The following is a 14,062-nucleotide window of genomic DNA, read 5'->3' as shown; positions in this document are numbered from 1 at the left end:
TGGAAAAATGATATGATTGATAACACAGATCGCCAAATATTGAGATTATTACAATCTGACGCGACTCATTCGCTAGAAACTATTGCAGCTAAGGTGAATGTGTCAGTCAATACATGCTGGCGACGTGTCAAACATCTTGAAGAAACGAAAGTTATTACAGGGCGTGTAGCGATCGTTGATCCCAATGCCGTGCAATTGGGTCAAACAGTGATGGTAGCAATTCGTACCAACAACCACTCCGCAGCATGGTTAGAAAAATTCACAGAGAAAACGCGCGCCATTCCCGAAGTGATGGAATTTTACCGCATGGCAGGCGATGTAGATTATCTTCTCAAGATAGTTGTAAACACGGTCGCTGATTATGACCGTGTTTACAAAATTATCATTTCAGACATGGAAATTTCGGACGTCAGCGCAACATTCGCAATGGAGTGCATCAAAAACACGACTGTTTTGCCGGTCTAATTCCACGCCTAAAATTATTTCGTTTCGTGAGTACAACTCACCTGAATCCAACGCAGGTTCATACCAATTCGGTCTGCGCCGCCTTCTGCCCAAGTGTAGGACACTGCACGATCATCATCCCCTTCCATGACATATAACGTCAAAGATGGGCGATTTGTCCCGTAAGTCCAATCGACATCACGGAGTTTAAGGCGCACCTTATGAGATGGTGTTTCGTCTGTCTCAAGAACGGCTTCACCGCCCTGGTCATGAATCTTGACGCCGCGCTTGAAGTACCAATCATTCATCCCCTTGCCGCTATCGCCATGCTTTGCACCACGCAGAACCGCCGCCCAACACTCAAACGGACGCGCTTTTCTGAAACGAGATTCAACAGGCACATCACCTCCATGGCTCGTGACCCAAAATTCGGAATCCGAAAGTGTCATTTCTACGTTTTGCGACGTCGCATCACCCTCATGTCGAAAGAACTCGCCACAAGTGCTTCCGCTGCCCACACCCACGAATTGATCACCTTGGCGCCTCCATTCAACCACGCATCCAGCAGGCGTAGAGCTGCCCCCATCCAGAACACTAGAAATAGTCTGTCTAATCGTCTTTTTATCCGCATTTATTGATAAAACATGACGCAGGCTAATCGGGTTTTCGTCTTGAAACAGTTCAGTAGATTGAAACTCAGACGGCATAGAATCTGAATCTTCTTCAGCAGAAATCGGTTGGAACTCAATGTGTTGGCGCGGTGCCAAAGAGTTCAAATCCACACCAGCATCTTCTGCAAAGAATATATGCCGCTCATTATCCCAGCGCCCCTCAAGCAAACCAGAAAACTCGGCAAAGTCTTTTTTCAACCACCCCGCAACAGCCACTTCTTCTGCTGCTGGCTCAGCTATAATTGGGGCTGTCGTACAAGCACTCACAAAGACTGCGAACGACAAAAAGTGTTTCAATTTCATAATCTTCTCCCAAAACAAAGAAGAGACGAACCGCTAAAGCTCGTCTCTTCAATTTGTTATCTAACTAAGCTTAGAATGACTTCTTCAATGTCACACCAACTTGGCGTCCTCTAGGCATGAACACAACGTGTGCACGACCAAAGAATCTGAAGTTACCTGGGTCAACATAACGGAATACGTTGCTTGCAGTATCATCGTCCAGAACGTTTTTACCCCAGAACACAAGCTGTGTACCACTGTCGTCATGGCCCAATGTGTAGCGCAAGTTCAACTTGAAGCGGTCACCCGTTTCTTGAAGGTTGTGCACTTGTGCATAGCGAGATGATGAGTAAATACCGTCCATACGGATAGTGTTTTCCCAGCCACCTACATCACCGAATGTGTAGCTAGCATTCACAGCTCCAGAGTTCTTAGAAACACGTGGAACTTTATAACCTGCAAGGCTACCTGTACCTGGCCCAACAATTCCATCATCGATATCATCGATAGTGGTTCTTTGAGCGTCGTCAGTACCTTCTTTGATTTCACTATCAGCTGTTGCCCAAGACGCCCCAATTGTTAGGTTGTCTGTTACAGCGAATGTTGTATCCAACTCGAAACCATTAATTTCAGTTTCACCTACATTCAACACAACTGTTTCTTGTGTCTGCTGTGGTGTACCTTCATTAAAGATTACAACTTGGCTCAACTGCTGGTCAGTAAGTTCAGTGCGGAAAATAGCAGCTGTGAAGTTACCACGACCGTCAGCATAATCAGTTTTGAAACCAATTTCATACTGAGTTGCAAGCTCTTCATCATACTCTAGGAATGGAGCTTCGTTAGGATCGTTTGGATCAACAGCGGAGTTGAAACCACCTGCTTTATTACCTGTAGACACACTTGCGTAGAGCAAACCACCGTTTGGCAAAGTGTAGTCACCCGTTACACGGTATGTGAAACCATCTTCGGTTTTTGAAAGTGTATCACCAACAGCATTTCCACCTGCAACAAGTGTCGTGTCACGTTCACTTTCGTATGCACGTCCCTCAAGACCGATAGACAGCGCATCAATTGGTTTAAACTCGATAGAACCAAAAATAGATTTTTCGTTCAGCTTGTTTAGTCCACCAAATCCAAGATCTGCTTCAAGGATTGAGCGGTCTGTGTTTTCGTCTTCTTCATCATAGTAGAAAACGCCACCCAACCATTCAATCTTATCACCGATAGATCCGTTGAAACGAACTTCGTGTGACATGTATTCTGTTTTGTTGCGGTCGTCAGTTACCCAATCAGAATAGAACGAACCAAATGAGTTACCAACCACAACTGGGGAGTAAGACTGGTTCAAAATTGTGTGGCTAGATTCTTTAGTGTAACCACCTTGGTAAAGCACTGTAATATCATCTGTAAGATCATAGCTTACATCACCCCAGATACGGGCCGTTTCACGCTCAGATCCGGCTCTAAAGTCCCAAGCTGCTACCGCTGGCCCAGCTGGACCAGTCACATTCAAGACATCGCCTTGATTCACTGCAGTCGCGATATCTAACTCATCTGGTGTAGAAACCGTGCCACAGAAATATGAACGGATAACATTTGGACACGCATTTCCACCAGCAGGAACTGAGTTGTTGAAAGGTGTTCCATACAAGTGACCAGCGAACTGACCATCTTCATCATTTGAATAATATCCGCGGATATTAGCTTCAAACTTTGGCATGCTTTCTGGCACGAAGTTCAATGCACCATAGTAAGCTGTTGTATTTTCTTCACCAACATCACGAGCACCGCGAGTGTTATCATTCACGTTGTCGTACTCACCGCCATAGGTGTAATAGCGACCACCGATAAGACCATTTACGCCTGGAAGTATCTGACCAGAAATGTTTCCGCCAAGCTCAACTTGGTCATGCTGTGCGTAAGTTGCTGAAAAATTGCCTTCAAATTCTTCTGATGGCTTCTTAGTAAGGTAGTTGATAACACCACCATATGTAGAACGTCCGTAAAGTGCACCTTGTGGCCCCTTAAGCACCTCAACACGCTCAACATTATCAAGCATGGAAGAAATAAGACCCGAGCGAACGAACACACCATCAATATACAAACCGACAGGTTGAGACACAGTTGCTTGAATGTTGGCAACACCACGAATAACTGGACGCTCAGACTCACGTCCCAAATCACCTTCAATTTGCAAACCTGGTGTTAGGTCAGCAATATCTTTTGCGCTGATTGCACCTGCTGCTTCAAGCATCTCAGCATTGAAAGCAGATACAGAAATTGGTGCCTCAAGAAGAGTCTCCGCTTTCTTACGACCCGTTACAACGATAGTTGATTGAATAGATTTCTTTTCAGTGGCTGTATTATCCCCATCAGCTGCTTGCGCAAAAACTGGTTGGGCATTTGCCATCACAGCGATTGCTGCAGTGGTCAATAAAACCTTCTTACTCATGGTATCTCCTCCTCCGAGACAGAGAAAGAACGGTCCCTGTTACCGGGTGTTTTACCGCACTTTCTTGATTGGTATATCATTTACTCTGACCAAATCATGGCGCTTTGCAAGCCCCTTTCAGAGTAGGGAATGTGCGTTTCCACGCCTATTGATACCCAAAAGTCACACTTAAAATGCGGACATACCCCCCTAAATCTGTGTAAATAATCATCAAAACTACCTAAAAAAGATATATATTTTAAAAAATATATCAAATACCTCCAGAATATCGAAAATACTCACCACACTTAGGATTATGATCATCATTCAATTGATATATCAAATGAACACAAAAAAAGCTGACCGGAAATTTTTTTCTCCGGCCAGCCTGTCAGTTTTAAAGCATTAGTGACTATCTTTTAGGCAATTCAATGCTGCCTTCCGTCACTTGTTTGTAATACTCCCAGCTCGTCATGTTTTTACGTGGGTCCCCTGCTGGTGGCGGCTCAGCATATTCTGGATAATGATTCGCGATTTCGCTCTTCATTGTATCGGACAACTCATCAAATTGACTAAGTTTACGCCCTGCAGTGTGCATATAGAGAACACCTTCGCGACCATTCATATTCATCCATGGAAGCCAATCAGATATACGAGACCAACCTACATTGATTTTAGCTGTAGTTGTTTTCGGGTCTAGCAGATCGTCTGTACGTCCAAAAAAGTTGAACATTTCTGTCGCGTGATATGTCGCACCAACTTCTTTTTGGTATTCACCTCCAAGTGGACTTGGATACCAAAGCGGGAATGTGTTGCGGTTCCACCATGTTCCGCCGCTTACAACTCCACTCCACACCGCTGGCTCACCATTACGGTTAGTTTCGTACATTTTGAAGTTTACTGGATCATTTGCTACATGCTGCACAGTGACAGTTTCACCAGTCCAAGGGTTATCCCAAGTTTTTAATACCTCGCCCGTGTCTTTATCCAAATATAGCAGGATCTCACGGGAAACGAGATGGAAACCTTTCTTTCCATCATCAGATTCAATCGCTGTACATTGACGGATATTCATGCCTTCCACATCAAACATGTGAAGGTCTTTTTCACCCTGACGACGCGCATACGCAACACCATCCCACGCATAAACTGCTGGCTCATTATCAATCGTGGAGCATTGCAGCTTCCGCATGATGTGAAGTGTGTTTTTAGAATCTGCTGGATCAAGCAGAGGCTCTTTAGCCATGCCGACGCTGGCACACGCCGACAAAGCAACAAACGACAGACCGATCGTTGCCATACGAGTTAGATTAAACATGCATTTCCTCCAAAATGATATACCATTACAGATATGCATGTTTATCGATAAATGCCAACCCTTTTCTCTACGCTTTTCCGTCTAGTTTGTTACGCTTTTCCGTAGTAAGGCGGGCATCACTTCCGAGACAATAAAGGGAAGAAACGCCCCGATCCAAGGTATACTCCTTGCCCAAACCGCACCTGGGCCAGCTTCTAAAACAAACTCAAATAAGAGTGACAAAGCAAACCCAATTAATATTGATGCTAAAACTGCCCATCCTTTTGGTACCCGGCCGACCGAACGCACAACGACTGTTGGCCCAAAAGACGCACCTAACGCCACCCATGCAAATAAGGTTCGTGCAAATATGGAAGATGGAAAATTGAGGGTAATCAACACAGCTGCAATACATACAACCAATATTCCACACCGCAACGCCAGCACATCACGCCCCTTAAAGATACGGGAAACGCCTAGATCATGACTAATTGATGCGCCAGCTACCAATAGCTGACTATCAACTGTCGACATAATTGCCGACAAAGTCGCTGCTGCTATGACGCCTGATAATATCATTGGTAGCAAATCACCCGCCAGTACGAAAAAGATCGATTCAGCTTCAGCCTCATTCCCCAGTATCGCTCGCGCAGATAGTCCCAAAACGGCCATACCTGCATACACAACAGCTCCCCAGCCTATCGCGACAAATGCGCCTGTGATGCGAGATTTGGTATCCTTTGTTGCCATAATCCAAGCTGTAAGGTGTGGCTGTCCTAAAGCGCCAAACCCTGTCGCCATAAGTCCAGTCACAAATCCACACGCTATCCAACCAGTGCGCCCACCAAAGACGTGTAAAAAATTCTGAGAGTTTGGATCTTCCGAAACAATGGAGATCGCCTCTTTCAAGCCAGAAAACCCGCCCGCTTCCAAAAAGGCTAAAACCGGAAGTATAACCGCGACAACACCGATTAGAATGCCTTGGATAGTATCAATAACTGAAACCGCTAAAAATCCACCAAAGAAAGTATAGGCCAAAATTATGGCGGCACCGATTAGCACACCTGTTGATAATCCGGTTCCAAATAGACCATCAAACGCGACGCCAGCTCCCTGAAACTGAGATGCAACGTAATATGAAAAACAGAATGCGATCATCAAAGATGCCGCTATTTTTATAAAAGCGGCGATACGTTTATCTGCCCCGTGGGTTAAAAAATCCGTCAGAGTAAGATTTCCGCCCTCAAGACTCGCTTTCTGCAAAACAGGGCCAGACCAGAGCCAGATCACAGCATATCCTGCAAGTATACCTGGTACCATCCAGACGGCCGACACCCCCACAGCATAAACAAAGCCGGAGAACCCCAGAAGGACCCAAGCACTAGAGCTGGAGGCTGCATATGCAAGACCAGCAACCCACGGCCCGAGGCTTCGGCCTCCCAAAAGAAACGAATCCTCAGACTGAGATTTACGAGCTGCCCAAACGCCTACACCCAACAGGACACACGCATATACAATAAGCGTAATCAGTGCAGATACATTCATCGGCACCCCCTAATAACTGATATTACTAAGCTTTTTTAAAACCTAGAGGTAAACCTGCCAATGGTGTAAACCCATACAATTCTTCATCTGGTAGGCCATTTTGTAAAGTTTCACGCGTTTTCATAAGCGCATCAAGATCAATACCCGTCTTCACGCCCATTGATTCAAACATGAAAACAAGATCTTCAGTAACAATATTACCGCTCGCCCCCGGCGCTGTTGGGCATCCACCCAGCCCACCAAGAGACGAATCAAAGGTCACTATACCCTCATCATACGCCGCCAACGCATTTGCCAAGCCCAGACCGCGTGTGTTGTGTAAATGAACACCTGTTAGTTTGTCAGCTCCAATAGTGGCGCGCACGGCACGAATAAGCCTTTTTACAGAATTTGGATCACCATACCCTGTTGTGTCCGACACACCGACTTCATCACAGCCAGCTGCCATCAATCGCTCTGCACATTTCAAAATTGTTGTTTCTGCGATTTGCCCCTCTAAGGTACATCCAAAAGCAGTTGATAATGATCCCTCAAAATGCGGACGCTCGTTCTCAGGAAGAGATTGTATCAATTCCGAGATAGCTTTTGCTTCATCTATCAACTGGTCATGTGTACGACGAATATTGCGAATTGAATGGGTCTCACTTACTGACATTGGAAGCGTAATTTTATCCGCTCCAGAATCAATTGCCAGTTGAGCTCCCTTCAGATTTGGCACCAAAACCGCGACTTCCAAGCCCTTAATTGTCTTTGAGTATCGCGTTATCTCACCTGTATCTGCCATTTGAGGCAAAAGTTTAGGTGATACAAATGAACCAACTTCGATTTCCCGAATACCACACGCGGCTAACTCAGAAATCCATTGCTTTTTCAATTCAGTAGGCATTATTGATTTACAGTTTTGCAACCCATCACGCGGACCAACTTCACTGATTAAAACCGTTGAGGCAGACATTTTATTCATCCTTATTTGCAGTCAGGGAGTGACCTTTTCTTAAAATGATATATCAATTAAACGCAAGTAAACAATCAAAACCTCCAATTTAGGTTTGATTAGGGAGAAAAAAATGACAAATTCCGCATCACTCCTGTCCGGTTTGAAAGTGGTTGAGTTCACCCACATGGTGATGGGGCCTGCTGCTGGTTTGATGTTGGCCGATTTAGGGGCTGAAGTAATCAAGGTCGAACCTGTTGGTGGCGACAAGACACGACGATTGCGCGGTTCAGGCGCAGGTTATTTCTCGATGTATAACCGAAACAAAAAAAGTTTATCGATAGATCTAAAGTCAGATGAAGGCAAAGCTCTTGCCCTAAAGCTGATCGCAGATGCAGACGTATTTATCGAGAACTTTAGACCTGGCGCATTGGATAAACTAGGATTTGGCTATGAAGACCTTTCCCGTTTAAACCCCAAACTTATCTACTGCTCCGAAAAAGGCTTTTTGAACGGTCCATATTCTCATCGCACGGCGCTAGATGAAATCGCGCAAATGATGGGTGGTCTTGCATATATGACAGGTCCACCCAATCGTCCCCTCCGTGCAGGTGCATCAGTAATTGACGTCACTGGCGGTATGTTCGGCGCAATTGCTGTATTGGCCGCCCTGAATGAACGTCACGCAACAGGCAAAGGGAAACACGTAAGCGCTTCCCTTTTTGAAACCACTGTTTTCCTTGTGGGACAACATATGGCTCAATTTGCAGTGACAGGCCAACCTGCCGCACCAATGCCAGCTCGCATATCCGCTTGGGCTGTTTATGATGTATTTGACGTTAAGGATGAAGAAAAGGTCTTTGTCGGCGTTGTATCAGACACGCAATGGAAGTCATTCTGTACTGCATTCAAACTAGATGATTGGGCTGCAGATGAACATTTGGCGCTGAACAACAACCGCGTCGCCAAACGGGATGAAATAATACCGCGCCTAAGAGAGTTGTTCCTCACCTTTACCAAAGAAGAGTTGATGGAGCTTCTCGAAAAAACGGGCCTTCCATTTGCACCAATTATGCGACCTGAAGATCTCTTTGATGATCCGCACCTTTTAGAAAGTGGCGGCCTTCTAAATATGACTATTCCTGATGGTGGAGATATTGCTCTGCCTGCGCTGCCAATTTCAGTAGATGGCTCTCGTCCAGAGCTTTATCAGAACCCGCCGGCAATTGGTGAGCACTCTGAATCTATCCTTGAATCGCTTGGTCTGAGCAAAGAGGAAATCTCCAACCTTAGAGAAAAAGGGCTTATCGACTTAGCTTAGCCCCCCATAGTTACAACAGAAAAGCCCAGTGAGTTACTCACTGGGCTTTTTTAATCTAACTCATAACGGATTGAATATTTCTAAACATATTCAGCACATTAAACCTTAGTACAACCATGGGCGATTATTGCTATCTTTAGCAATATACGCATCGATTTGATCGCTATTTTTCAACGTCATCTGGATTGGGCAAAGCCCCTCAAGCAGCATACGCTTAGGGTATGCACCTATTTCGAACCGAGCCGTCCAATCAGGCAAAGCATCTGCGCTAACTGTTTGAGCCTCCAGATCGATGTTGATTTCACTTTTCCCGGCAATTTTAGCCAGAGTATCCATATCCTCATCGGATAAGCTAAGTGCCAATATACCATTGCTAACGCAATTAGCTTGAAAAATCTCACCAAAAGACTTTGCAATAATGGCGCGGATACCAAACTCATCCAATGCCCATACCGCATGCTCGCGGGACGATCCGCATCCAAAATTTTTACCCGAAATCAGAATACTAACTTCAGCCATATTGGGTTGGTTGAGTATGAAACTCATATCTGGGTCACGCCCACCTGGCTTTGTGTAGCGCCAGCCAGCAAACAACCCTTCGCCCAAACCTTCTTTACTTACAGTTTTCATTTCTCGAGACGGAATAATCTGATCCGTATCAATATTATCTATCAATAAAGGTGCTGCAACACCGGAGTGTTTTCTAAACTTCATACCCATGATTTTAGCCCCTCCCGTCAAGATCAGACGGCGCACAAATAGCACCTGCAACGGCCGATGCAGCAACCACGGCCGGGCTTGTTAAATGAGTACGCACACCTGGTCCCTGACGCCCTTCAAAATTTCTATTTGTAGACGACACCACACGCGTTTTAGGCGCGAAGGTTTCTCCACCCGCGTAAAAACACATCGCACACCCAGGCTCCCCCCATTCAAATCCAGCAGCCTTAAAAATCTTATCGTAACCTAATTTTTCAGCTTCAGCCTTCACAGCTTTGGAACCTGGCACACAAACAGCGCGCACACCTTCCGCAACCTTACGCCCCTTGAGTACCTCTGCAGCAGCGCTTAAATCGCTCAACCGACCATTGGTGCACGACCCCACAAATGCGCCGCCTATTGGCTTCCCAACAATACCTTGTCCTGCTTTCAAACCCATATAATCCAACGCGCGTTGGTCTGCCGCTTCTGGAATTGTATCATTTAGTGCAAAGCTATGCTCAGGGCTGGTCCCCCAACTTATTTGAGGGAGGACAGATTCAGCCTTTATCTCGATTGCGAAGTCAAACTCAGCTTCAGAATCAGTAAACAATCCATCCCAGCGTTTTAGAGCATCGCTTAAATTCTTACCGTCAGGAGAAAATGACTTTCCTGCAACATAATCATACGTCTTCTGATCTGGAGCAATTACAGCAGTGAACGCCGCGAACTCAACAGCTAGATTACAAAGTGTAAGTCGTCCTTCTACAGACATATTTTCTATCGTTGAGCCACAAAATTCTATGGCACTACGTTGTCCGCCAGCCGCACCATATTTGGAAATCATATAGAGCGCTAAATCCTTGGCGCTTACTCCTACTGGCAAATCACCACTGACGCGCACACGCATTTGCTTTGGTTTTTTTGCACGAATAGCACCTGTAGCCATAACATGTTCAGCTTCACTTGAACCAATACCCCACGCGAGCGCACCTAAAGCGCCTAAGCTACAAGTGTGGCTGTCAGGACAAACCATTGATAATCCAGGCAGCGCAATTCCCATCTCAGGTGCAACAACGTGTACGATGCCTTGGTGCGAACTATCCGTATCTATTAAGTGAATACCAGCTTCCAGCGCCTTCTCACGCGTCTGCGTGATAAACACCTCACCCCCAGGGCTTCTTGCCTCATCACGATTACGTCCAGCTCGGAATGACACAATATGATCCATTATCGCAAACACACGATTTGGGTCTTTTAATTTCAAACCTCGGGCAGCCAATTCTTTCAGCGCCACTCCACCCGTTCTCTCGTGGAGCAATAAGCGATCAATTGCTAATAGATCATAGCCATCTCCTGCATCTGCGACGCGGTGATACTGCCAGAGTTTATCGAAAAGGGTCTCTTTCACATCATTCTCCAAAACATAATGATATATCTTTTAAAGCATGCAATGCAATGTGGAAACCAATTTTATGTGAAAACACAGAAAGAACACAAAATCCCATATAATCAGGATAATGAGCGACAGTTGATACTTAATGTATGGAGAAAAATTTCCCTTCTTAGTGTTACTAACTAACACTAGAAGAAAATGGTGTGCCCGACAGGAATCGAACCTGTGACCCATTGATTAAAAGTCAATTGCTCTACCGACTGAGCTACGGGCACCCAAGAAGAGGCCGGAACATACGTATGGATATCTGATACGTCAACATGAAAATGGAGCTTTCTTCAATTTTTTTTCTGTGCTCAATAAATGATTGGTTTAAATGGTCACTTCTTTCCTTTCTGCGAGTCAAAATTAATGCGCAACATATCGAAAAAGCTGTTAGTTTTTAATATCTTATTAACCCCCTTTCTTGTCTCATCCTGCTCCACTGCGACGGCAAAAAAAAACTCCTCCACTGTCGTTTCAGGCTCAATGGACACTGCAAAAACCCGCACTAAAGATGGAATCGGTGATGCCACCTTACAGCCACTAAGCGACCTAAATATACGCAGAGAACAAATACCTGACGCGTTAAAGAATATGCGCACACCCTATGGTGCTGTACCAATCGGATGTGATCCGATAGCAAACGAAGTGAATGCACTTACCGAAATTCTTGGTCCCGATAGCGATGCGCCATCTCAAAACGAAGAAGACCCCACACTTTCTGAAGAAGCAGGAGAAGAAATAGGCGAAGAAGTTGCTGACTACGCATTAGACACGGTTCGAGGACTGACCTCTGATGCTATCCCCTTTAGAAGTGTCGTGCGACGTGCAACAGGTGCTAAAAAGCACGATAAAAGGGTACGTCAAGCATATGAGAAAGGCCTGCAACGACGCTCATACTTAAAAGGAATCGGCATGGAGCGTGGCTGCATTCCTCCTGCCTCACCAGAGATACAAATATTTGAAGAAGCTGAAGAGGTGGAAATAGAATACCGTAAAACAACTCCGAACTAGGCGTCACAGAATAAAAAAAGGCCGCGCCAAAAACTAGCGCGGCCTTTTACTATTTTAGATAATCGTTCACAGATTAAACTTAAGCAGCAATTACCGCTTTGATAATCTTACCAGGAGCACGTGGCGGCTCACCTTTAGGCAGAGCATCAACATGCTCCATACCATCTGTCACTTCTCCCCAAACAGTATATTGGCCGTCCAAGTAAGAAACATCATCCAAACAGATGTAAAATTGACAATCACCTGAGTTAGGATCTTGCGCACGCGCCATTGAACAGGCACCTCGCACATGTTTACCAGAATTAAATTCAGCTTTTATTTTTTGGCCTGTTCCACCCATACCATTTCCATCTGGGCAACCACCTTGAGCTACGAAACCGTCGATGACGCGGTGAAACGTTAAACCATCATAAAAACCTTCACCCACAAGTTCCTTGATCCGTGCAACATGGTTTGGAGCAAGATCCGGGCGGAGGCTAATTTTCACATCTCCGCCATCAAGCGTAAAGATGAGCGTGTTTTGAGCGTCACTCATAAGAATTATCCTTCTTCATTTTCGGGAATTGATACGATTGACGGTGTTTGTGGCAAATCGCAAATTGATTTATTTCTTCCCGTTTCATCAAGAAACGTGGAGAATAAAGGGCTATCATGGCGCAAAACCCAGATTTTAGGTTGCTCGTTTGACGATAGATCAGAAGCCATAACAGCTGAAGTAAGGATATCAGGACGAACTGGCGGCTCACCAACCGCTAATGAACGCGCAACATCCAAACCTTTAAGCATCCGTCCCCAAGGCGTATACTTACGGTTCAAGAAATCAGACTCATCACGCATTAGAAAGAACTGGTCTTTCGCACTATTGGGGTCATTCGTTCTTGCCATAGATACAACACCAGGACAGTGTGGCATCCAACTTTCAACAAGGCCGTCTTCAGAATAATTTGCTAACTCATCTTGGCGGGTTTCAATAGGAAAACCGTTGTAAAAGCCAGTATACTGCTTTTTAACGCGGTCTGCATCGTTGATCGGCGTTAGCTCCATAGCGTTGGGATCACGCCGAAACACGAATTCGCCATTCACATTGTCAAATTCAGGCTCACGTCCCAATGTCGCAGCAATATCACCACCCTGCGCCATAAAACCAGATATAACGCGGTGAAACTGAGTACCACTATATAGTCCAGAACGTACAATTTTACGAATTTGTGCTGCGTGGTTTGGAGCTATTTCGGGAGCCAACTCAATATAGATATCGCCCTTTGTTGTTTTGAAAATCACAACATTCTCAAGATCAACACTTCTCCAGCTCGCTGGATCCGCCTGCGCCGTTTCTGCAGTCAAAGCTATTTGGGCTGTCGCCATTGGCGCACTTACTAAAGCTCCCATCGCGACAAGGGAAAAGGCTATATTTTTAATCACAGTAATTCCTGCTCTGCTCTACTTAGTCTTACCATATTTAGTATACAACTGACGGCTTACACCATCTGGAACGAAAGCATCTATGTTTCCATCCAATCTTGCAATCTCTTTTACCAGTCGAGATGACACAGCTTGGTGTTGCGGATCAGCCATAAGAAAGACAGTTTCAATCGTGTCATTCATCTTCTGATTCATCGCAACCATTTGAAATTCATATTCAAAGTCAGAAACGGCTCGAAGCCCGCGAACAATCGTATTTGCTCCACACGTTTCAGCGAAATGGATAAGTAAATTATCAAAAGGCTTAACTTCAATCACAGCATTCTTGGAAAAGGCAGCTGTCTCTTGTTCAACGAGAGCCACACGCTCATCTATGGAAAAAAGCGGACCTTTTGCATTATTAACAGCAACACCAATAACCAGTTTATCAACTAAAGTGACTGCACGACTGATAATATCTAAATGCCCAAATGTAATTGGATCAAAAGTACCGGGATATAAACCTATCCTCATCTGAAACTCACCCTTTCCACTTGGAAAATTGCTTCACCCAATACTGGGTAA

At 45.1% G+C, this 14,062-nt stretch carries 13 protein-coding genes and 1 tRNA gene; 3 read left to right on the top strand and 11 right to left on the bottom strand.

Annotation, left to right across the window (positions count from 1 at the left end):
- Positions 1–15: 15 nt before the first annotated feature.
- Positions 16–465 carry an Lrp/AsnC family transcriptional regulator gene (locus ACFQS8_RS01515; RefSeq protein ID WP_465262334.1) on the top strand — a complete coding sequence of 150 codons (450 nt, stop codon included), beginning with the start codon at positions 16–18 and terminating at the stop codon, positions 463–465.
- A 14-nt stretch (positions 466–479) separates the two neighbouring features.
- On the opposite strand, the gene ACFQS8_RS01510 is transcribed toward ACFQS8_RS01515, so the two are convergent.
- The 5 genes from ACFQS8_RS01510 to ACFQS8_RS01490 form a co-directional block, all read right to left on the bottom strand.
- Positions 480–1,418 carry a hypothetical protein gene (locus ACFQS8_RS01510; RefSeq protein ID WP_382165041.1) on the bottom strand — a complete coding sequence of 313 codons (939 nt, stop codon included), beginning with the start codon at positions 1,416–1,418 and terminating at the stop codon, positions 480–482.
- A 70-nt stretch (positions 1,419–1,488) separates the two neighbouring features.
- Positions 1,489–3,849 carry a TonB-dependent receptor gene (locus ACFQS8_RS01505; RefSeq protein ID WP_382165039.1) on the bottom strand — a complete coding sequence of 787 codons (2,361 nt, stop codon included), beginning with the start codon at positions 3,847–3,849 and terminating at the stop codon, positions 1,489–1,491.
- Positions 3,850–4,240: 391 nt separating this feature from the next.
- The gene (locus ACFQS8_RS01500; RefSeq protein WP_382165037.1) at positions 4,241–5,146 is read right to left on the bottom strand and encodes a DUF1838 family protein; all 906 of its coding nucleotides are present in this window, start codon (positions 5,144–5,146) and stop codon (positions 4,241–4,243) included.
- A gap of 81 nt (positions 5,147–5,227) precedes the next feature.
- Complete coding sequence (locus tag ACFQS8_RS01495; protein ID WP_382165035.1) at positions 5,228–6,670, bottom strand: sodium/proline symporter; 1,443 nt, start codon at positions 6,668–6,670, stop codon at positions 5,228–5,230.
- Positions 6,671–6,695: 25 nt separating this feature from the next.
- Positions 6,696–7,625, bottom strand: coding sequence for a hydroxymethylglutaryl-CoA lyase (locus ACFQS8_RS01490; RefSeq protein WP_382165033.1), 930 nt, complete (start codon positions 7,623–7,625; stop codon positions 6,696–6,698).
- Positions 7,626–7,737: 112 nt separating this feature from the next.
- On the opposite strand from ACFQS8_RS01490, the gene ACFQS8_RS01485 reads away from it, so the two are divergent.
- Entirely contained in the window at positions 7,738–8,925 is a 1,188-nt protein-coding gene (locus ACFQS8_RS01485; RefSeq protein WP_382165031.1) for a CaiB/BaiF CoA transferase family protein, read from the top strand.
- 105 nt (positions 8,926–9,030) lie between these two features.
- Here ACFQS8_RS01485 and leuD read toward each other — a convergent pair whose 3' ends face one another.
- The 3 genes from leuD to ACFQS8_RS01470 all read right to left on the bottom strand — a co-directional run bounded on the left by leuD (position 9,031) and on the right by ACFQS8_RS01470 (position 11,295).
- Positions 9,031–9,645 (bottom strand): 3-isopropylmalate dehydratase small subunit, encoded by a 615-nt coding sequence (gene leuD / locus ACFQS8_RS01480; RefSeq protein ID WP_382165029.1) that lies wholly within the window; start codon positions 9,643–9,645, stop codon positions 9,031–9,033.
- Between the two features lie 4 nt (positions 9,646–9,649).
- Positions 9,650–11,035, bottom strand: coding sequence for a 3-isopropylmalate dehydratase large subunit (locus ACFQS8_RS01475; protein WP_382165027.1), 1,386 nt, complete (start codon positions 11,033–11,035; stop codon positions 9,650–9,652).
- A gap of 184 nt (positions 11,036–11,219) precedes the next feature.
- Positions 11,220–11,295: transfer RNA gene (locus tag ACFQS8_RS01470), tRNA-Lys, on the bottom strand.
- Positions 11,296–11,548: 253 nt separating this feature from the next.
- Here ACFQS8_RS01470 and ACFQS8_RS01465 point away from each other — a divergent pair.
- On the top strand, positions 11,549–12,076 hold the full coding sequence (locus ACFQS8_RS01465) for a hypothetical protein (protein ID WP_382165025.1): 528 nt from the start codon (positions 11,549–11,551) through the stop codon (positions 12,074–12,076).
- A gap of 79 nt (positions 12,077–12,155) precedes the next feature.
- Here ACFQS8_RS01465 and ACFQS8_RS01460 read toward each other — a convergent pair whose 3' ends face one another.
- The 3 genes from ACFQS8_RS01460 to coaD are packed head-to-tail and all read right to left on the bottom strand — an operon-like array spanning position 12,156 to position 14,011.
- Positions 12,156–12,611, bottom strand: coding sequence for a peptidylprolyl isomerase (locus ACFQS8_RS01460; RefSeq protein ID WP_382165023.1), 456 nt, complete (start codon positions 12,609–12,611; stop codon positions 12,156–12,158).
- Between the two features lie 5 nt (positions 12,612–12,616).
- Entirely contained in the window at positions 12,617–13,498 is an 882-nt protein-coding gene (locus ACFQS8_RS01455) for a peptidylprolyl isomerase (RefSeq protein WP_382165021.1), read from the bottom strand.
- An 18-nt stretch (positions 13,499–13,516) separates the two neighbouring features.
- Positions 13,517–14,011, bottom strand: coding sequence for a pantetheine-phosphate adenylyltransferase (gene coaD / locus ACFQS8_RS01450; protein ID WP_382165019.1), 495 nt, complete (start codon positions 14,009–14,011; stop codon positions 13,517–13,519).
- Positions 14,012–14,062 lie beyond the last annotated feature (51 nt).

Source organism: Hirschia litorea (genome assembly GCF_042665075.1).
Taxonomy (GTDB): Bacteria; Pseudomonadota; Alphaproteobacteria; order Caulobacterales; family Hyphomonadaceae; genus Hirschia; species Hirschia litorea.
This window is presented reverse-complemented; position numbering and strand designations above follow the sequence as displayed.